The sequence below is a fragment of the Brucella sp. JSBI001 genome, assembly GCF_026014005.1.
Classification (GTDB): domain Bacteria; phylum Pseudomonadota; class Alphaproteobacteria; order Rhizobiales; family Rhizobiaceae; genus Brucella; species Brucella anthropi.
In genome coordinates this window covers 4,337,013-4,355,631 of record NZ_CP110339.1, presented here as the reverse complement: position 1 = coordinate 4,355,631, position 18,619 = coordinate 4,337,013, and the positions used below count along the sequence as shown (strand labels likewise).

Sequence of the window (18,619 nt, the reverse complement as noted above, 5' to 3'; positions counted from 1 at the left end):
CTACTCGCTGATCAGCTTCACGCGGTCGCCGACCGAAACCGTCGCCCCTGCCGACATGGCATTGAGAAGGCGGAACAGTTCCAGTTTGCGGGTGGTGCCCTGCATGCGTGCCGACAGGCTGGCCAGCGTGTCGCCCGGCTTCACCGTCACGACGCGGATGCGCAGCGGCTTGATGGCGTTCTGTTCGGCAGGCGACAGCAAGCGGAAGGACTGTGTGACCGTCTGCGAAGCAGGCAGAAGGGCGTTGCTGCCTTTCGGTGCTGCTGTCAGGAAGCGATAGACCTTGTTGTTTGCACCGATGACCACAATGTCGAACTGCCACCGGTCGGCGCTGGCGCGCGCAGTTGCGGCGGGCAAACCGTTGATGGTGGTGGTCTGGATCGAACTGTCGTCGAGACCGGTTACCCAGCCCGAGCGGATATAGTCGGCAAGGTTTGATCCCGCCGGAAGAGATGCGCCATCGAAACGAATGGCAACTTCGCCGGGGCCGCTTGCCATGACCGCATTGGCCGAATTGTCGATGGTGAAGCCATCTGGTGCGCGGAAAGTGACACCGAGCTTCGGATGGATGAAGGTCTGTTCGCGGACATAACCTTCATTGGGCGAGTCGCCGTAGAGAAGGCCATCAATTCCGTTGAGGAAGGAATCGCGATCAGTTGTGCCGACGCCGGGTGCGCCGATGCGGCGTGCATGACCAAGCGCAAGCTGGATGCGCTGCGGCGTTGCCGGATGGCTTGCGAGAAAGTCGAGGCTGGCATCGGTCGCGCCCGAAACCGAACGAAAGCCCTGATAGGCTTCCATCGATTGCAGGAAACGCGCCGAAGCGAACGGATCGTAACCGGCTTCGCCGATCATCTTGATACCGATGGCATCCGCCTGCAGTTCCTGATTACGCGAGAACTGGGCAAGCCGCAGCTTGCCGCGCAGCGCCTCCTCGCGGCTGGCAGATTCATTATGCAGGACTTCGCTGGCGACGCGCCCGGCGATGGCCGTCTCCGCCTCCTTCTCCTGCCGCAGAATGCCGTGATTGGCGATGACATGGCCCATTTCGTGGGCAATCACGGCTGCGACTTCGGAAGAGTCGTTGGCGAGTGCAAGCAGGCCGCGTGTAACGTAGAGATAGCCGCCCGGCAATGCGAAGGCATTGATATTGGGACTATCGAGAATGGTGATGCGATAGGTCTGGTCCGGCTTGTCGGTAACCGTCGTCAGCTTGCCGACGATCTTGGCCACCATACGTTCAAGCCTCTGGTCCTTGTACTCGCCGCCATAGGTCGCGAGAATGCGCGGATGTTGTTGCGCACCGAGCTGCGCCAGCCGGTCATTGCGCGTCACATTGTCGACCGTCACGGGATTGTCGGAAGGCTGCAGTCCAAGATCCTTGCTGGAATTGATCGACTGGCAACCGGAAATCAGGGCGACCGCAAGCAAGCCAAGACCGATGGCTGGTTTCCGCCAATTGTGCTGCGTCCATTCTGGCAGGGAGATGGGTAGACACAGGAAGGCCCGGGAACGGGTCGATTGACGGAACAGTATTTTATCCTCGCTTCTGAATCAGATTGCTTGATCCGGGGCCAAATCTAGCCACAGACCAGAAAGCGTACAAGCCGTACATGGGCACTATAAGAAAGCTGTAGCCGGTTCTTCCGGCAGATTGCGAACAAAATATGTCCGCAACCGTAACTCTATTTGAGGTTTAGCGTCGAATTCCGCTTTTCGCCGATATAGTGCCGCAATGCTTCCGGTCCAGTCGAAGAGAGTAGTTCAGTGGCGGGGCCTATTGCGGAAATCCGGCCATTGTCGAGAAAAAGCAACACCGCGTCGAGATAGAGCGCATCTTCAGGCGTATGGGTCACCATCAGCACCGTCATACGGGTTTCAAGTTGAAGCTCCCTGACCAGATCCAGCATCTGGTGTCGCAGCGCCGGGCCAAGCGAGGCAAAGGCTTCGTCGAGGAGCAGAACCGGGCGCTGGCGTATAAGAGCCCGGGCAATCGCCACGCGCTGGCGTTCGCCACCGGAAAGCGCTTCCGGCTTGCGCTGTTCTTTGCCTGCGAGCCCGACACGCGACAAAGCCTCCGCAATATCGGTGTGGTCTTGCGCGGAGAGCTTCAGGTTCGGTGAACGTCCGAGGCCGACATTCTGTTCGACGGTCAGATGGGCAAACAGGTTGTTTTCCTGAAACACCATTGAAACAGGTCGATCCGCTGGCGAAAGTTCACTGACGTCTTTATCGCCGATGAAGATGCGACCGGATTGCGGAAATTCGAAACCGGCAATGAGGTTGAGAAGTGTCGACTTGCCCGAACCGCTTGGTCCGACAATTGCAGCAATAACACCGCCCTCTATCGTCGCATCGAAATGCATGGCGGTTTCACCATAGCTGAAACGAACGTCATCAAGGCGAATTTCGGCAAGGGGGTTCATCGGGGCATCCATCCGGGCATTCATAGAGAAGGCGTTTCCTTTCGGGATGCGCGATCCGCGATCATCATCAATACGAGGCAAAGCAGCCCGAGAATAAGCGCCAGACCTGCCGCGTCGAATGTGCGATAGCTGCCCATGCGCTGCAAGAGGAGATAGGGCAGCGTCAAAAGCGCGTCACTGCCAAACAGGGCAATCGTGCCGAGATCGCCAAGGGAAAGTGCCATGGCAAAGGCGAAGGCCATGCCGAAAGGCTTGCGGATCGAAGGCCAGTCGATGAGCCGGAAACGGCTGATGCCGCGAATGCCCAACAGTGCGCAAAGCCGGTTGTGGCGGCTTGCTGCCGTATCCCATGCGGGGCGTAGAAGACGCACGGCAAAGGGCATGGCCATGGCCGCATTGACGGTGACGACCATAAACGGTGCCATCGCGAACGGATCGGTGAAATGACGAAGCAGGATGAACCAGCCGGCACCGATGACGATAGGCGGCATGACGAGGATCAGGCTGGCACCCGTATCGAAAGTACTGGCGACCTTGCTTTTTTTCATCGCTTCACGTGCCGACACAAGCGCAAGTGACAGGATGACCGAGAGCAATGCCGCAGAAAAACCGAGGGCCAGACTGGTGCCAATGGCGCGCCAGACTGTTCTCTCGGTCAGAAGTCGCGCAAGATCTGCGGCGAGGCCGGAGATGACAACGCCGGCAATCGGCAGTGCGACATAGAGGAAACCTATGCCAATGACGATGACGTTCGCAACACGTTCAGCCGTTGACGCCTTGCCGTAGCGTCGCGGTGTCGCCGCGTGGGTGAAGCCTTCTTCAGACGGACTACCGGTCATCCGCAGGGCCAGAAGGACCAGCAACGTCAATGCAAGCTGCGTGAAGGTGAGGGCGACCGCGCGACCCGGATCAAAATCGAAATGCAAGCTTTGATAGATTGCGACTTCCAGCGTGGTGGCACGCGGTCCGCCGCCCAGCGTCAGCACAGTTGTGAAACTCGTCACGCAGAGCATGAACAGGAGGCCGATCATGCCCGGCAGATTGCGCCGGATTACGGGCCATTCGATGAGCCGGAAGCGCGCTCCATTGCCCATGCCAAGCTGCGCGGATAGTTTCCAGTAATCGGTTGGTATCGAGTCGTAGCCTGCAAGAATGAGACGGACAGCGAGCGGCATGTTGAAGAAAACATGGGCGATCAATATGCCCGTAATACCGTAAATGTCCGGTTGGAACGGATGGCCTGCGGCTTCTGACAGATGCGCAATGAACCCGTTGCGACCATAGATGCTGGTGACGCCGAGCACTGCGACGAGTGCAGGCAGAGCAAGCGGCAGGGCAAACAGGCGCAGAATAAGCCCGCGCCCCGCAAAGCTCGCTTCGGCATAAAGTGCACGGGCAACCGGAACAGCAAACAGCACGGAAAGCAGGCTTGAAGCGATCGCCTGCAGGATCGTGAAGCGCGCAACCCGCCACAGATAGGTGTCGAAATTAACCGCGGCGTCAAAACCACCGCGGCCCGCTTCGAATGCCAGTGCGACAAGCGCACCACCGGCAAGCACGACCAGAAAGACAAGCGCCAGTACGCCCGCAGCCGGTCTGGCGGCGGGGGCGTCTTTCGAGCGGTGCTGTGCCGGGAATGTCGTCATTTACTGGTTGCCGCCAGCCATTCATCGACCCATGACTTCCGGTTCTTGGCTACTTCGTCGGAAGGCAGGAGAAGCGTCTTTTCCGGCTTCGGCATCGCGTAGAAAGCGGCTGGAAGCGGGGTGGATGTCTTGCCCGCTGGATACATCCAGTTGGTTTCAGGAATAACATCCTGGAAGCCGGGGCTGGTCATGAAAGCCAGGAACTTTTGCGCCAGTGGATTTTTCGCGCCAGTGGTGGTCTGGGCGGCCAGCTCGATCTGGAGATAATTACCTTCCGGATAGGCCAGAGCCTTATAGCGCTCCGTCTTTTCCGCAATCATGTGATAGGCGGGAGACGTTGTATAGGACAGCACCATCGGCGCTTCACCCTTGGTGAAAAGACCATAGGCTTCCGACCAGCCGGGTGTGACGGTGAGAATACGCTTCTGCAGTTTCTGCCAGGCCGCTTCCGCTTCGTCGCCATAAACCGATTTCATCCAGAGCAACATGCCCAGCCCTGGCGTCGACGTGCGCGGGTCTTGCAGCACGATCTTCTGGGAAGCATCGCCTTCCACCAGTTCTTTCAGGCTTTTGGGCGGATTGGGCAATTTTTCCGAATCGTAGACCACGGCGAAGTAGCCATAATCATAGGGAACGAAGATATCGTCCTTGAACCCGCCCGGAATGCTCACATTGCTTTGGTCGATGCCGCTTGGAGCAAAAAAGCCGGTGGCGCGTGCTTCGGTCGTCAGATTGGTATCGAGACCGAGGACGATATCGGCTTTGGTATTGCCACCTTCAAGCTTCAGGCGGTTGAGCAGCGCGACACCGTCGGCCGAAGCGATCCAGTCCACTTCGCAATCGCATTCCTTCTCGAAGTTTTCCTTGATCTTCGGGCCCGGACCCCATTCGGAAACGAAACTGTCATAGGTATAAACAGTGAGCTTGTCCTTCGCCTGCGCAGAAGGCGTGAAAGCGAGGGCTGTGGAGATTGAAAAGGCCAGCAAAGATAAAAGCCGCATCACGGCACTTCCTTTCTTTTACAGCAAGAGGATTGAGCGCCGTTTATGGAGCATCTAATCCCTCCGCCGGTGCAAACCGGATCAGGTTCAGCGGGTTGGCCGGGAATGCGACCTCTCAGCCATCCGCGAAAGCAGACGGCACCCCGTTAGAGCGGTTGCGACAATAATCTTTCGCAACGGGAAGGGCAAGGGAGCGCAATGGCGGCGAATGCAGGCTTCCGGCATGGATTTGCCCGTGTTATGAGCGGCTTATGAGCACATTCGTCATTCTCCTCGGCGGTGATCTGGTCGTGACCGATCGCCTGAAACGCCAAATTGCAGGTGCGCGTATTCTCGCTGCCGATAGCGGGATCAGGCACGCTGCTGCTCTTGGTGTCGAACCGGAACTTTGGCTTGGCGATTTCGATTCGGCTTCTGCTGAGCTTCGCGTGCAATATGGACACGTGCCGCAAAAGAGGTTCCCTGCTGCCAAGGACATGACGGACGGGGAACTGGCCTTCGAGGAGGCCTATATGCGGGGTGCGGATCGGGTGATCCTTTGCGGAGCCTTCGGCGGTCAGCGCACCGATCACACGCTTCTGCATCTGACCATGGCAACAGCGCAAGCTGCAAAAGGGCGAAACGTGCTGTTGTCCAGCGGTTCCGAGGAGGCCTGGCCTTTGCCGCCTGGAGATTATGTTTATGATTTTCCGGACGGGACGCCGTTCAGTGTGATCAATTTCAGCACTATCGAAGGCCTTTCGATCACGAATGCGGAGTGGCCGTTAGATAATGTGACACTGCCATTTGGCTCTTCATGGACAGTTTCCAATGTAGTTCGTGGAACACTTCGCGTTACTGCGAGTTCTGGATTAGCGATACTTATCGCCAACTTGGCGATGGAGGAAACACCGCTCCGGGGCCGATAACCTTATCAATCGAAAGAGCTTGACGCTGGCAGGCGAAACGTATTGTAAATGGGCCAAGCGGGTGTCATCTGCTTTACGCCGAAATTGGGGACGCAAAGTCGGTGATTAGTTCAACTCTTGTAGGAGATGTTTCAATGAAGTCACGTCTTACGATGATTGCTGTTGCTGGCGTGCTCGCGTTCTCGACGGCTGCATGCACGACGAATGAACAGCGCACGGCCGGGTACGGCGTTGGTGGCGCAGCACTCGGCGCACTCGCCGGTGGTGCAATTGGCGGCAATGGCCGTGGCGCTCTTGCCGGTGCTGCTATCGGCGGCGTTGCCGGTACGCTCCTTGGTGCAGCCCAGACGCGCAACGGAACGCAGTACTGCCGTTACCGCGATCCTTATGGCCGCGTCTACGAAGCGCCTTGCCAGTAACACTGGGCCAGTAACACTGGGCCAGCAATAGCTGGATAAATAAGTTTGCTGACAGGTCGGGGAAACCCGACCTGTTTGTTTTCACGGGTCTTTTCGTGCCGTACCATTTGACAGAACGGCTTTTGTCGCGGACAAGCAGGGCGGAATTTTTAACCCTGTTTATCGAAGAGAACCATGGCACCACCGCTCCTTCGCCTCGACGAGATCAAGCTCACCTTCGGAGGCACGCCGCTTCTGGAAGATGCCAGCCTTTCGGTAAGCGAAGGCGATCGCATCGCGCTGGTCGGACGTAATGGTTCGGGTAAATCCACGCTGCTCAAGATCGCCGCCGGTATGGTGGAAGCAACGTCGGGTGAGGTTTTCAAACATCCGGGTGCAACTGTCCGCTATCTTCCGCAGGTGCCGGATATGGATGGCTTTGCCAATGTTCGCGCCTATGTGGAAGCGGGGCTTGGGCCAGCCGATGACCCGCATCGTGTCACTTATCTTCTCGAACATCTCGGACTGACCGGCGACGAAAAGCCGGATCATCTGTCCGGTGGCGAGGCACGCCGTGCCGCTCTGGCGCGAGTGATCGCGCCGCAGCCCGACGTTCTGCTGCTGGACGAGCCGACCAACCATCTGGATCTGACCACCATCGAATGGCTGGAAAGCGAACTGCGCCAGATTCGCTCCGCCATTGTTTTGATCTCGCATGACCGCCGCTTTCTGGAAAATGTCAGCCGGGCGACGGTCTGGCTGGATCGCGGTCTTACGCGTCGTCTTGAGCAGGGCTTTGGCCATTTCGAGGAATGGCGCGACAAGGTGCTGGAAGAGGAAGAGCGCGACCATCACAAGCTGGGGCGGCAGATTGCGCGCGAGGAGCATTGGCTGCGTTATGGCGTTACGGCGCGCCGCAAGCGCAATATGCGCCGTCTCGGCGAACTGCATTCCATGCGTGCCGATTTTCGCAATCATCGCAAGGCACAAGGGACGGCGGTACTGGCGGCAAGCGATACCAAGGAATCCGGCAAGCTGGTGATCGAAGCCAAGGGGTTGAGCAAGGCCTATGGCGAGCGTGTTCTGGTAAAGGATTTTTCGATCCGGGTGCAGCGCGGCGATCGTATCGGTCTCGTTGGACCCAATGGTGCCGGAAAGACCACGCTTCTGTCGCTTCTGACTGGCAAGCTTGCGCCGGATTCCGGAACGTTGCGGCTTGGCGTCAATCTCGAAATGGCCGAACTCGACCAGAAGCGCGAAAGTCTCAATCTGGATGAGACATTGGCGCATTATCTGACGGATGGGCGCGGCGAAAGCCTTGTCGTCAACGGCGAACAGCGGCATGTCGTGTCCTATATGAAGGACTTTCTGTTCCAGCCGGAACAGGCGCGTACCCCCATTCGGGAGCTTTCCGGTGGTGAACGTGCGCGGTTGATGCTGGCCCGTGTTTTGGCGCGGCCCGCCAACCTGCTTATCCTCGACGAGCCTACCAACGATCTTGATATGGAAACGCTCGATCTGCTGCAGGAGTTGGTTGCAGGTTTTCCCGGTACAGTCATTCTGGTCAGCCACGACCGTGATTTTCTGGATCGCACGGTTACGTCGGTGATTGCACCGGAAGGTGACGGGCGCTGGCTCGAATATGCAGGCGGCTATGCCGATATGATGGCGCAGCGCAAGGAGCAGGCCTTGAGCCGTCGCTCGGTCAAGGTCTCAGGCGTCCGCAGTGACGAGAAGTCGGAAGAGGATGCGCCGCAGCCCAAGCGTGAGGAAAAGCGCAAGCTTTCCTACAAGCAGAAATTCGCGCTCGAAACGCTGCCCGGCAAGATGGACGCTCTCTCGAAGGAAATCGTAGTGCTGGAAGGCAAGCTCGCCGATCCGCAGCTTTATGCCAAGGACCCGGCGCTTTTTGCCAAGACTGCCGATCTTCTTGAGAAGAAGCGCTCCGAAAATGCGGCCATGGAAGAAGAATGGCTGGAGCTGGAAATGCTGCGAGAGGAAATCGAAGGGTAGGGCTACCCTTCGACATAATCTTCGAACTTAACTGCTCGCCTTGTTCAGCAAGGCGATTTCATCGTCGCTGAGTTTCAGTTCGGCTGCGGTGATCAGCTCACCGAGCTGAGCCGAGCGTGTGGCGCTGGCAATAGGGGCTGTGACTGACGGCTGCGCGATGAGCCATGCGATTGCAACCTGCGCAAGCGTGACATCGAGATTTCGTGCTACGTCATCGAGTGCCGCTATGATCCGCGAACCACGATCCGTCAGATATTTTTCGACTGATTTGCCGCGGGCGCTTTGTCCAAGATCGTCAGCGGAACGGTATTTCCCGGTCAGGAACCCTGCTGCGAGCGAATAATAGGAAATAACGCCGAGTTCGTTTTCGTGGCAGATTTTCTCTAGCCCATTTTCGAAATCTGCTCGATCATAGAGATTATAAAGAGGCTGCAGGCTTTCATAGCGTGGCAGATTGTTGGTCCGGGCGACATCAAGCGCTTCAGTCAGTCGCTCAGGCGTGAGATTGGACGCACCGATGGCGCGCACCTTGCCTGCGTCGATCAGTTCCTTATAGGTACCGAGCACATCTTCGAACGGTGTTTCGGGATCGTCCCAGTGCGATTGATAGAGATCGATATAATCCGTCTGCAGCCGTTTGAGGGAGGCATCGACCGCTTTGCGGATATAGGCCGGGGAAAGACCTTTTTCGTCAGGCCCCATCTCGGACCCAACCTTGGTGGCAATGACGACTTTGTCGCGCAGGCCGCGAGATTTCAGCCAGTTGCCGATAATGGTTTCGGATTCGCCGCCCACATTTCCGGGTGCCCAGGCCGAATAAGCATCCGCTGTGTCGATGAAATTGAATCCGGCATCGACAAAACGGTCGAGAAGCGAAAAAGACGTCGCTTCATCGACCGTCCATCCAAATACATTGCCGCCGAAGCAAAGCGGCGAAACATTGAGTTCGGTACGTCCGAGCTTCCTGAACTCCATAGACCTTATCCCCTTCCTCTGAATACGAATCGCGGGCGATCCGTCGGGTTTCGATTTCGGGAAGAAGGAAGGCTCCGGGAAGAGCCGAAATCAGCTCATGCCAAGCGCATCCATATAAAGCTGCAGCATGGCTTCTTCTTCCTGACGTTCATGGTCTTCTTTTTTACGCAGACGAATAATGGTCCTCACGACCTTGCTGTCAAACCCCGAGCCCTTCAATTCCGCGTAAACTTCCTTGATATCGTCACCGATAGTCTTTTTTTCTTCTTCCAGGCGCTCGATGCGCTCGATGAAAGCACGCAACTGGCCGACAGCAATGGTTTGGGCTTCGCTGGTAATGTCGTCGCTCACGAGGAGTTCTCCAATTCAAAATCTGTGATGATGCGGACACGCATTGCGCGAAAACCGCTTATCGAAAGTCTGGACCGTTTTTCCCGCGAGTCGCAGGCAAAATTAAGAGCCTTTTTCGATGCACGACCCGATTTGGCGGGTCAAGCCCTGTGGATAGCGGGTAAAGCCTCTCCTGACAGGCCTGTTACTCACTGCGATCAGCACGCGAGCCGAAATGCTGGGCCGCATGAATGCCGGGCAAGGTGTTGATGTGCGCGATCATTGGCGCCAGCCTGTCAGCCCATTCAGCTGCTCCTTTGTCATCGGCAATCAGGTCCTGTCGTACCTCGATCAGGACATGGGCGAAGCCCTTTGCCGTCGCGTGGCGATACATGGCATCGTTCTTGAGGGCACCGTCATAAGGTTCGTTGTCGCCAACCGTCAGATCGACGTTTTCACGCAGCAGCGACAAAAGCGGCTTTACGGCGCGGTCGTCCTTGTCCCAGAGAAGGCCGATCTGCCAGGGGCGGGCCTTTTCCTTCCAGCGCGGCGTGAAGGAATGGATCGAGACGATGAAAGGCGCTGCCCCGCTTTCAGCCACCACGCGCTCGCTCGCTCGCGCGACCGTGTCGTGATAGGGACGATAGAAGCGTTCAAGCCGTTCCTCGCGTTCACCTGCCGACATTGGGTAATTGCCGGAAATGACCGCCCCATCGGACAATTGCATGATAAGCGTCGGGTCGTCTTCACCACGATTGGGATCGATCAAAAGGCGCGAAAAGCCGCCAAGGACGGCAGGCACGTTCAGGCAGGTTGCCAGTTTGCGGGTCAGATTCTCGACGCCAATGTCATAAGCGATATGCCGGTCGAATTCACTTGTCCGCAAACCAAGCGTGCCATATTCGGCTGGAACATCACGCCGTGCATGATCGGCGGTCAGGAGCAGGCCGAGACTAAAATCGCCGTCGACACTATGTGCTGGCGAGAACGGCGACGAAGCGGTTGATCCGGATTGAAGCGGCATGGAGCGAAATCCGAGGCTAAATAAGGGGATTATTTCTGTGTTGTGCGGGAAGCTGTTTCAGGTCTGTCATGAGAAAGCCCGGATTGCAACGATCATTCTTTGATGAAGAGTACCTGTTCTCAATGGGATTGCGTTGACATCAAAGGCGAAACTGCCGAAAAGAGAGCGACCCGAAATGGGATTTGCCCGAGATGGGATTTCCCTGTGCAATATAAATTGTTCGATAAAACCGATAGCGGGCTGAAGGGGTTCTGCGTATGCGACTTCCACTATCTCTAGTTTTGTTTGCCGGTGTGCTGATGACTGCGCTGGGCATGACATCCATAGAGGCTCGTGCGGATTTCCGCGTATGCAATGCAACCCAGAACCTGGTTGGTGTGTCCATCGGCTACAGAGCCAAAACCGGCTGGGTGACCGAAGGCTGGTGGCATATCGACGGATCAAGCTGCAAAACCCTCATCGAGGGGCCGCTGACATCGCGCTATTATTACCTCTATGCAGAAGACGCTCAGGGCGGCGGACGCTGGGAGGGCAAGGTCAATATGTGCGTGGCCGAGAAAGAATTCCGTATTACTGGCGTCCAGGATTGCTTCGCGCGCGGTTTCCAGCGCAACGGCTTCCAGGAATACGACACCGGGGAACAATCGAGCTGGATGGTTCAGCTCACCGATGAAACGCCGACAGCAAATCCCACCGTTACAGGAACGAATAGTCAATGAAGCGCAACCGCAAGGTCAAGATTCTCGCCACGCTAGGTCCGGCATCGGGTGAAGAAGCCGTCATCCGCAAGCTGTTTGAGGCAGGCGCGGATGTGTTCCGCATCAATATGAGTCATGCCGACCATGACCTGATGCGCACCCTCGTCAAGCGCATCCGTAATGTGGAAAAGGAACTGGGCCGTCCTATCGGCATTCTGGCCGACCTTCAGGGCCCGAAGCTGCGTGTTGGCAAGTTCAAGGACGGTAAAGCCGATCTCGTTCCCGGCCAGACCTTCACCCTCGACAACAACGAAGCGCCCGGCGATGAACATCGCGTCTATCTTCCGCATCCGGAAATTCTTGAAGCTGTCGAACCGGGTCATCGCCTGCTGATCGACGATGGCAAGCTGCATCTGGTCGCCGAGGCGAGCGACGGCAAGTCGATCCGCTGCAAGGTGATTTCCGGAACGCGTATTTCGGACCGCAAGGGCGTCAGCCTGCCGGACACGACGCTCGGCGTCGGTGCGCTGACGGAAAAGGACCGCAAGGATCTCGATGCCGTCCTGAAGGAAGAAATTGACTGGGTTGCGCTTTCCTTCATCCAGCGTCCGGAAGATCTGGCCGAGGTACGCAAGGTTTCGCGCGGCAAGGTCGGCCTCATGTCGAAGATCGAAAAGCCGCAAGCCGTGACGCGTCTCGATGAAATCATCGAGCTTTCGGACGCATTGATGGTTGCGCGCGGTGATCTTGGCGTTGAAGTGCCACTTGAAAGCGTTCCAGGCATTCAGAAGCAGATTACCCGCAAGGCGCGCCGCGCGGGCAAGCCGGTTGTTGTCGCGACGCAGATGCTGGAATCCATGATCACAGCTCCGGTTCCGACCCGCGCCGAAGTGTCCGACGTTGCAACCGCTGTGTTTGAAGGCGCCGATGCGATCATGCTTTCGGCGGAATCGGCTTCGGGCCAATATCCGGTCGAAGCCGTTGCCACCATGAACCGCATTGCCGAACAGGTTGAAAAGGAACCGACCTATTCGACCATCATCGATGCGCAGCGTGCTGCGCCAGAACCAACGGGTGCCGACGCGATTTCGCTTGCTGCACGCCAGATCGCAGAGACGTTGAAGCTTTCGGCCATCGTCACCTACACCGCTTCAGGCACGACCGGTCTGCGCGCCGCTCGCGAGCGTCCGCGCACGCCGATCATCGCCCTGTCGCCGGTCGTCGATACTGCACGCAAGCTGTCCCTCGTCTGGGGCCTGCATTGCGTGGTGACCGCCGATGCGCATGATTTGGAAGATATGGTCAACCATGCCTGCGAAATTGTCTTCCATGAAGAATTTGGCAAAGCTGGCGACCGCGTCATCATTACCGCAGGTGTCCCATTCGGCACGCCGGGCGCGACCAACATGCTGCGCATCGCCTATATTGGACCAGACGGAAAGTCAGGCATTTAAACTGAAGATATGCCAGCCGTGACGGCCGGCAAATGGCGTTGTTCTGCGCTGCCGGTGCTCATGTGTATTTCTTTGACGCATAGTCTAATCCGAAAATTCTGCGACTTCTCGGGACTATGCGTGGAAGTACATTCCGCTCGGGCTCTCAAACTCCACCAGTTTGGTCGCTAAAGCGCCCATCGTCGATTCCGGCTCGCCACAGCCGCAATCTCATCCAGTTATGGCAGATAGCATTTAAAGAAACGCGCTCCTTCGGAGTGCGTTTTGTTTTGGTCTTGATGAATTTTGAGAATGTTTTGGGGGTAAGCCGGAGCCGTTCTAAGAGCCTGAATCAAAAAGCGATACAGGCGACTTCTGGAACAGGCTCTAAGTCCGCGTATCCGTCAGTTCGTCGGCCAAATCGTTGAAGTTCTTCTGTGCGTCGCGCATCATCGGATAGACGATGAGAGCCTGCTCATAGGCTTTTAGTGCCTGTTCCTTGAGGCCGCGCAAGCGCAAGATGGCCGCCATGCCGGTCAGGGCGCCATAATGGCGCGGTTCCAGCTCCAGGGTACGATTGATATCGTACATGGCGTGGGCGTAGTCTTTTTGCAGAAAATAGACCGTAGCGCGGCGATTCCAGGCCTCCGCATATTCCGGGTCGAGCGCGATCGCTTCATTCAGGAAGTCGATTGCCGAGGGATAACGCCGCTCGAGCATCGCCGCATTAGCCCATTGCATCAGGAGATCGACTGTTGCGCTGCCTGACTGCGACCACAGCGTATTGATCTGTGAAGCAATGCGCCGCGCCTTGGCTTCGTCCGTTGTACGGCGAAGATCGGCAAAGAGCTTGTCGAGACGCTCTTCAGGCGTCTGGGCGGTCGCTGGTGCGGGCTTTTCGGGGGCAGGTTTCTGTTCGCTGTCGGGACCGGTTTGAACGGGTGTCAGAGGTGCGGTGAGCGGTATTTTGCCGGGTGCCACTTCGGCATAAGCAAGCGGCACCGTCGTACCAAGCGACGCGAGCACAGAAAAAGAAACCAGACATGCAAAAACGTTCCGCATGCGCATAGATTTTACCATGCGCAGCGAAACGTCAAATGCAAAATCAGAAATAAGATTAGCCCTGACGAGCCTTGTAGCGCGGGGCGGTCTTATTGATGATGTAAACGCGGCCCTTGCGGCGGACCAGCTGGCAGTCACGATGACGGCCCTTGAGCGCTTTAAGCGAGTTCTTGATCTTCATGTCAATCACCGGTCTTGTTGGCCCGTTGACGTGCAGATGCCGCGGGGCTTCATAAAAACAGGCGCTCGAGGCGCCAATTGATTACAGGCACTGTTAGATGCCCGAAGGGTTGGCCGAAATACACAAGGTTTCAGGCAAATGTCAACTCCTGAGCCGCAGATTCAGGGCACTGGAGCTGAAATTCTTGGCAGGTGGCAAAGATTCATCGGGAATCGACGGGATTCCCGATGAACATTATTTCCCGCAGGGGTGAATGCGCGTCACATGGCCCATTTTGCGGCCCGGACGTGCTTCCTTTTTACCGTAAAGATGCAGCACGGCATCCTTTTCAGAGAGAATCGCTGGCACCTTCTCGACATCGTCGCCGATCAGGTTTTCCATCACGCAATCCGAATGCCGGTCGGTGTTACCCAAAGGCAGACCGGCGATGGCGCGGATATGCTGTTCGAATTGCGAAATGGCGCAGGCCGCTTCCGTCCAGTGGCCCGAATTATGGACACGCGGGGCGAATTCGTTTGCCAGTAGCGTGCCATCCTTCAGGACGAAGAACTCAAGTCCGAGCACACCGACATAATCAAGCCCGTTCAGAAGCTTTGCAGCGGCCTTGCGGGCTGCTTCTGCCGTGTTTTTGGAAACGGCAGCCGGTACGGTCGAAGTCGCAAGGATGCCGTCCTTGTGAACGTTTTCGGCAATATCGAAGATTGCGACATTGCCAGAGCGGTCACGTGCTGCGATCACCGAAACTTCGCGCTCGAAATCGACGAAGCCTTCGAGGATGGCCGGGGCACGATTGATCGCGAGAATCGCCTTGTGAGCTTCGGACTCGTCGAGTGATGTCAGGCGGACCTGTCCCTTGCCGTCATAACCAAGACGCCGCGTTTTCAGGATGCCGCGCTCGCCAAGTGCGCCCAGAGCTGCAATCAGGGTCTCTTCATCGTCCACAAGACGCCAGGGTGCCGTCTCGATGTCGCTGGAGTTGAGGAACTGCTTTTCCGTAAAGCGATCCTGCGAGACTTCAAGCGCTGCCGGGGGAGGAAAGACCAGAGCGATTTCGGCCAGCCTGTCGGCAGCGCTGACCGGCACGTTCTCGAACTCGTAGGTAATGACGTCGGACGCTGCTGCAAGTTCTCCAAGCGCTTTCGGATCGTCATAGGCGGCAATGATCTGGCGATTGGCAACCTGTGCTGCCGGGCAATCGGCCTGTGGCTCCAGGATCACCGTTTCAAAACCGAGACGTGCTGCGGCCATGGCAAGCATTCTGCCGAGCTGACCGCCGCCGATGATGCCGATCGTTGCACCGGGCCGGAGTGCAGAATTGAGTGCGGAGTTGTTCATATCAGGCCTCGTTTGAAGGGCGCTCAGCCACGCTTTCCGTTTGCGCAGTGCGCCATTCATCGAGGCGGGCTGCAAGCGCCTCATCGTAAAGCGCCAGAACGGCGGCGGCGAGAAGGGCGGCGTTGACCGCACCGGCGCGACCGATGGCGAGCGTGCCGACGGGAATGCCAGCTGGCATCTGCACGATGGAGAGGAGCGAATCCTGACCCGAAAGGGCCTTGGACTGGACCGGAACGCCGAAGACAGGCAGCGGTGTCATGGCTGCAGCCATGCCGGGCAGGTGAGCCGCGCCGCCCGCACCTGCGATAACGACCTTGAACCCTTCCGCCTTGGCGCCTTTGGCAAAGGCAACGAGCCGGTCAGGCGTGCGATGCGCGGAAACGATCCGGGCATCGAAGGAAATGCCGAGTGCTTCCAGTGTGTCCGCTGCATGGCGCATGGTTTCCCAGTCGGACTGGCTTCCCATGATGATGGCGACATCGGCAGTAACGCTCATTGATCTTCCTGCTCCGCTTCTTTCGTGCATGTTTCGGGTGATATTAAAATGATAAAGCCGGGCGAACCCCGGCTCTGTCATCGATCATTATGGACATTCAGGCGATGATGTCGGGGATCACCCGATCTTCCATCTCCTGCAGCTTGTCCTTGATTGCGAGTTTTTTCTTCTTCATGCGCTGGACGCGCAATTGGTCGCAGCCAACCGCTATCATGGCGTTTATGGCAGCATCGAAATCCGCGTGTTCCTGTTTCAGTCGTGCGACGGCCAATCTGATTTCGGCCTGTTCCTGATCGGACATGCGGTGCCCCGTTCTGTTGAATAGTTTTACGGGCCGCGCCAAACCATAAAAGGTGCGGCGTCAGCCCGTTTCCGGCGAAGCCCTTATCACATTTTTCGCGTCAGGAAAATGCTACCACGACAAAATCGACTTTGCACCAAACTCATGCCAAACTGTCATGGTTCTGTCATGGACGGCGGCTGTCGAAGGCGACAAATATACCGTATCCCTGGCAGCCGGGACTGCGTGTTTGGCCCGGAATACAGGAGGTGTGCCGGGCGTTCATGCAGGTTGAATGACGGGATAGCGGGTAAACGGACAAACGAGGTCTGCGCTGTTCCGTAAATAAGGGAAATCAACCAAAGGAGATCTGATGATGGCTATCGAGTCCCATCTTGCCACGCTCGAAAAAAAGCACGGCGCTCTGGAGCAGGAAATTTCCGAAGCCATAGCGTCACCGGCAATGGACGACCTGCACGTTGCATCTCTCAAGCGCAAGAAGCTTATGCTCAAGGACCAGATTGAAAAACTGAGATCCCAGGTAACACGTCACTAACAGGGAAGCCGCGCTTAGATCGCGGTTTGATAAGGCGTCTCAAGCCATCGACATTGGAGACCGAACGGCTCTGGCGAGCTGGTATTTCTTTGTCGTGAATGCAGTTTGCATTCCAAAGCGAAGATGCCAAAATTCAGCATTGGCGGCTGTGACACAGCCGCCGAACATATTGATTCAACTATTTAACCGGCTCTATTTATCGACGGTCATTTTCAGCGCCCGTCACCCTTCTGTCTCAGCTCTTGGATCGAGGTTCAGCGCTTCCGGTGTTGCTCCACGTTCGGAAGGCATGCTCTTGAACTGGTCTTTCTCTTCTTTCGGGACGGATGCACGCTTGCGGGAACGGAACAACGCATAGCCGGTGATGGAAATATGCGCGAGCATGGTGATGGCGAAGAGGCCGGATGGCCAGAAAATATCCATGGCTGCTGCTGCCAGCAGTGGTCCGAGCATAGTGCCGAAGCCGTAAAGCAGCAAAAGCCCGCTCGATACTTTCACAAAGCTTTCCGATGTCGCATGATCGTTGGCGTGGGCGACGGCAACGGGATAGAGTGCATAGGCAAGTGCGCCATAGCATCCGGTCATCGTAATGATGACAGGGCCGCTGGATGGAGAGACGAGGAAGGCGATGAGGCCAACCAGTGCCGCCAGCGCCGCAACGCTTGCCAGAACGAAACGCCGGTCGACCAGATCGGAAATGCGTCCGATCGGAATCTGCATCAAGGCACCAGCTGCAATGGTGACACTGACCATCAAGGCGATTTCGGTGGTAGAAATGCCGGACTTCGCACCGAAGACAGCTCCGAGCGTACCCCAGGCGCCATTGGCGATGCCGATCAGGATGCAACCTACGAAAGCTGCAGGTGAGTTATTGTAGAGCGCCTTGAGATCAAGCTGCACTTCCGTCAGTGGCTTGGGGCTGACGGCTGTGGAGATCGCGGTCGGGATGAGAGCCAGGCAGAAGAATATGCCGCTTATCATGAACAGATGATCGGAGCGTACGTCGCCTGCTGCTACCAGCATCTGGCCGGACATGGTGGCTCCGTAGTTGACCATCATGTACATGCCGAAAATCTTGCCGCGCGATTCGTTGGTCGCACGCTCATTCAACCAGCTTTCAATGACCATGAAGGCGCCAGCCATCGAAAAGCCGGTGAAGGCGCGCAGGATCACCCAGATCGTGGCATCCACGAAGATGCCGGAAAGCAGGGCGATGACCGCAGCTGATGCGGCAAAGCAACCGAATGCCCGTACATGACCGACGCGGCGCACAAGACGCGGTGCGAACAGACAACCGGCAACGAAGCCGCCTGCCCAGGTCGTGCCGAGCATGCCGAGCGATGCCACTGAGAAACCTTCCACACCGCCGCGCAGCGGCAATAGAAGACCGTGAAGTCCCGAAGCTATGAGAAGGAAGGCTGTGCCGCAGAGGAGGGCCAGAACCTGAATGTAAATGCGCAAAACTCTATTCCCGAAGTCTGAAGCCGAATTGTCAGTGCTGAGGCTGATGAGTGATCGCTGAGATCAATGATTGTTGTTCCTAAAGCGCGTCGCCCGGAAATGGTTCCGGCTGCGTGCTCCGGTATCCATTTCCGTTGACGACCCCATTCCTATCGAAACAATGCTTCTGCCGCAGCGCGGCTATCGCCCTTCTTGAGGCGTTCTGTCTTCAATCGCTCTATTTCGGATTGCAGCAGGGCTATGCGCTGGTCGATCTCGATGACCGAAAGCAGCGATAGCTCCTCTTCGCTTAGCGCCACGCTGTTGCGGGGCTTTACCACATCCTCATCGAAACCGCTCATAGCCGTCCTCCGTGGTCAATGATGGCTCAGAAAAGATTTAACACCTTGAATCGTC

20 protein-coding genes and 1 riboswitch are annotated in these 18,619 nt (G+C 57.0%); of the genes, 6 read left to right on the top strand and 14 right to left on the bottom strand.

Annotated features, from left to right (window positions below; translation table 11 throughout):
• The 4 genes from cdlP to thiB form a co-directional block, all read right to left on the bottom strand.
• Complete coding sequence (gene cdlP / locus LJ361_RS20900) at positions 1–1,482, bottom strand: cell division protease CdlP (protein ID WP_029376279.1); 1,482 nt, start codon at positions 1,480–1,482, stop codon at positions 1–3.
• Positions 1,483–1,685: 203 nt separating this feature from the next.
• Complete coding sequence (gene thiQ, locus LJ361_RS20895) at positions 1,686–2,426, bottom strand: thiamine ABC transporter ATP-binding protein (RefSeq protein ID WP_029376278.1); 741 nt, start codon at positions 2,424–2,426, stop codon at positions 1,686–1,688.
• Positions 2,427–2,446: 20 nt separating this feature from the next.
• Entirely contained in the window at positions 2,447–4,072 is a 1,626-nt protein-coding gene (thiP, locus tag LJ361_RS20890) for a thiamine/thiamine pyrophosphate ABC transporter permease ThiP (RefSeq protein WP_010661432.1), read from the bottom strand.
• A complete protein-coding gene (gene thiB / locus LJ361_RS20885) occupies positions 4,069–5,073 on the bottom strand; it encodes a thiamine ABC transporter substrate binding subunit (protein ID WP_010661431.1) in 1,005 nt (334 codons plus the stop codon). The genes thiP and thiB overlap by 4 nt, the downstream gene beginning before the upstream one ends.
• Before the next feature lie 41 nt (positions 5,074–5,114).
• A riboswitch (TPP riboswitch) is annotated at positions 5,115–5,229 on the bottom strand.
• Between the two features lie 95 nt (positions 5,230–5,324).
• Between thiB and LJ361_RS20880 the strand changes: the two genes are divergently transcribed.
• The 3 genes from LJ361_RS20880 to LJ361_RS20870 all read left to right on the top strand — a co-directional run bounded on the left by LJ361_RS20880 (position 5,325) and on the right by LJ361_RS20870 (position 8,392).
• Complete coding sequence (locus LJ361_RS20880; RefSeq protein WP_010661430.1) at positions 5,325–5,981, top strand: thiamine diphosphokinase; 657 nt, start codon at positions 5,325–5,327, stop codon at positions 5,979–5,981.
• Between the two features lie 134 nt (positions 5,982–6,115).
• A complete protein-coding gene (locus LJ361_RS20875) occupies positions 6,116–6,400 on the top strand; it encodes a hypothetical protein (RefSeq protein WP_010661429.1) in 285 nt (94 codons plus the stop codon).
• A 174-nt stretch (positions 6,401–6,574) separates the two neighbouring features.
• Complete coding sequence (locus LJ361_RS20870; RefSeq protein WP_010661428.1) at positions 6,575–8,392, top strand: ABC-F family ATP-binding cassette domain-containing protein; 1,818 nt, start codon at positions 6,575–6,577, stop codon at positions 8,390–8,392.
• Between the two features lie 27 nt (positions 8,393–8,419).
• On the opposite strand, the gene LJ361_RS20865 is transcribed toward LJ361_RS20870, so the two are convergent.
• From LJ361_RS20865 to LJ361_RS20855, 3 genes are all read right to left on the bottom strand, one after another.
• A complete protein-coding gene (locus LJ361_RS20865) occupies positions 8,420–9,367 on the bottom strand; it encodes an aldo/keto reductase (RefSeq protein ID WP_036581627.1) in 948 nt (315 codons plus the stop codon).
• 90 nt (positions 9,368–9,457) lie between these two features.
• The gene (locus LJ361_RS20860) at positions 9,458–9,718 is read right to left on the bottom strand and encodes a DUF2312 domain-containing protein (protein ID WP_002964837.1); all 261 of its coding nucleotides are present in this window, start codon (positions 9,716–9,718) and stop codon (positions 9,458–9,460) included.
• 184 nt (positions 9,719–9,902) lie between these two features.
• Entirely contained in the window at positions 9,903–10,721 is an 819-nt protein-coding gene (locus tag LJ361_RS20855; protein ID WP_010661426.1) for an N-formylglutamate amidohydrolase, read from the bottom strand.
• 257 nt (positions 10,722–10,978) lie between these two features.
• Between LJ361_RS20855 and LJ361_RS20850 the strand changes: the two genes are divergently transcribed.
• Both LJ361_RS20850 and pyk read left to right on the top strand, forming a co-directional pair.
• Positions 10,979–11,440 carry a DUF1036 domain-containing protein gene (locus LJ361_RS20850; RefSeq protein WP_010661425.1) on the top strand — a complete coding sequence of 154 codons (462 nt, stop codon included), beginning with the start codon at positions 10,979–10,981 and terminating at the stop codon, positions 11,438–11,440.
• Positions 11,437–12,873: a pyruvate kinase gene (gene pyk / locus LJ361_RS20845; protein ID WP_010661424.1), complete on the top strand. Its 1,437-nt coding sequence runs from the start codon at positions 11,437–11,439 to the stop codon at positions 12,871–12,873. Before LJ361_RS20850 ends, pyk begins: the two co-directional genes overlap by 4 nt.
• A gap of 366 nt (positions 12,874–13,239) precedes the next feature.
• Here the strand turns inward: pyk and LJ361_RS20840 are convergent, their stop codons facing one another.
• The 5 genes from LJ361_RS20840 to LJ361_RS20820 all read right to left on the bottom strand — a co-directional run bounded on the left by LJ361_RS20840 (position 13,240) and on the right by LJ361_RS20820 (position 16,227).
• Positions 13,240–13,932: a tetratricopeptide repeat protein gene (locus tag LJ361_RS20840; RefSeq protein WP_010661423.1), complete on the bottom strand. Its 693-nt coding sequence runs from the start codon at positions 13,930–13,932 to the stop codon at positions 13,240–13,242.
• A 37-nt stretch (positions 13,933–13,969) separates the two neighbouring features.
• Positions 13,970–14,095: a type B 50S ribosomal protein L36 gene (gene ykgO / locus LJ361_RS20835; protein WP_010661422.1), complete on the bottom strand. Its 126-nt coding sequence runs from the start codon at positions 14,093–14,095 to the stop codon at positions 13,970–13,972.
• A 234-nt stretch (positions 14,096–14,329) separates the two neighbouring features.
• Positions 14,330–15,430, bottom strand: a complete 1,101-nt coding sequence (locus tag LJ361_RS20830) for a 5-(carboxyamino)imidazole ribonucleotide synthase (protein WP_264812254.1) — start codon at positions 15,428–15,430, stop codon at positions 14,330–14,332.
• A 1-nt stretch (position 15,431) separates the two neighbouring features.
• Positions 15,432–15,926 carry a 5-(carboxyamino)imidazole ribonucleotide mutase gene (purE, locus tag LJ361_RS20825; protein WP_010661420.1) on the bottom strand — a complete coding sequence of 165 codons (495 nt, stop codon included), beginning with the start codon at positions 15,924–15,926 and terminating at the stop codon, positions 15,432–15,434.
• Positions 15,927–16,023: 97 nt separating this feature from the next.
• Positions 16,024–16,227: a YdcH family protein gene (locus tag LJ361_RS20820; RefSeq protein WP_006471281.1), complete on the bottom strand. Its 204-nt coding sequence runs from the start codon at positions 16,225–16,227 to the stop codon at positions 16,024–16,026.
• Between the two features lie 352 nt (positions 16,228–16,579).
• Here LJ361_RS20820 and LJ361_RS20815 point away from each other — a divergent pair, with 352 nt between their 5' ends.
• The gene (locus LJ361_RS20815) at positions 16,580–16,762 is read left to right on the top strand and encodes a YdcH family protein (protein WP_012091308.1); all 183 of its coding nucleotides are present in this window, start codon (positions 16,580–16,582) and stop codon (positions 16,760–16,762) included.
• 222 nt (positions 16,763–16,984) lie between these two features.
• Here LJ361_RS20815 and LJ361_RS20810 read toward each other — a convergent pair whose 3' ends face one another.
• Positions 16,985–18,223 (bottom strand): MFS transporter, encoded by a 1,239-nt coding sequence (locus LJ361_RS20810; protein ID WP_010661418.1) that lies wholly within the window; start codon positions 18,221–18,223, stop codon positions 16,985–16,987.
• Positions 18,224–18,372: 149 nt separating this feature from the next.
• Positions 18,373–18,564, bottom strand: coding sequence for a DUF1192 family protein (locus LJ361_RS20805; protein ID WP_010661417.1), 192 nt, complete (start codon positions 18,562–18,564; stop codon positions 18,373–18,375).
• Between the last annotated feature and the right edge of the window lie 55 nt (positions 18,565–18,619).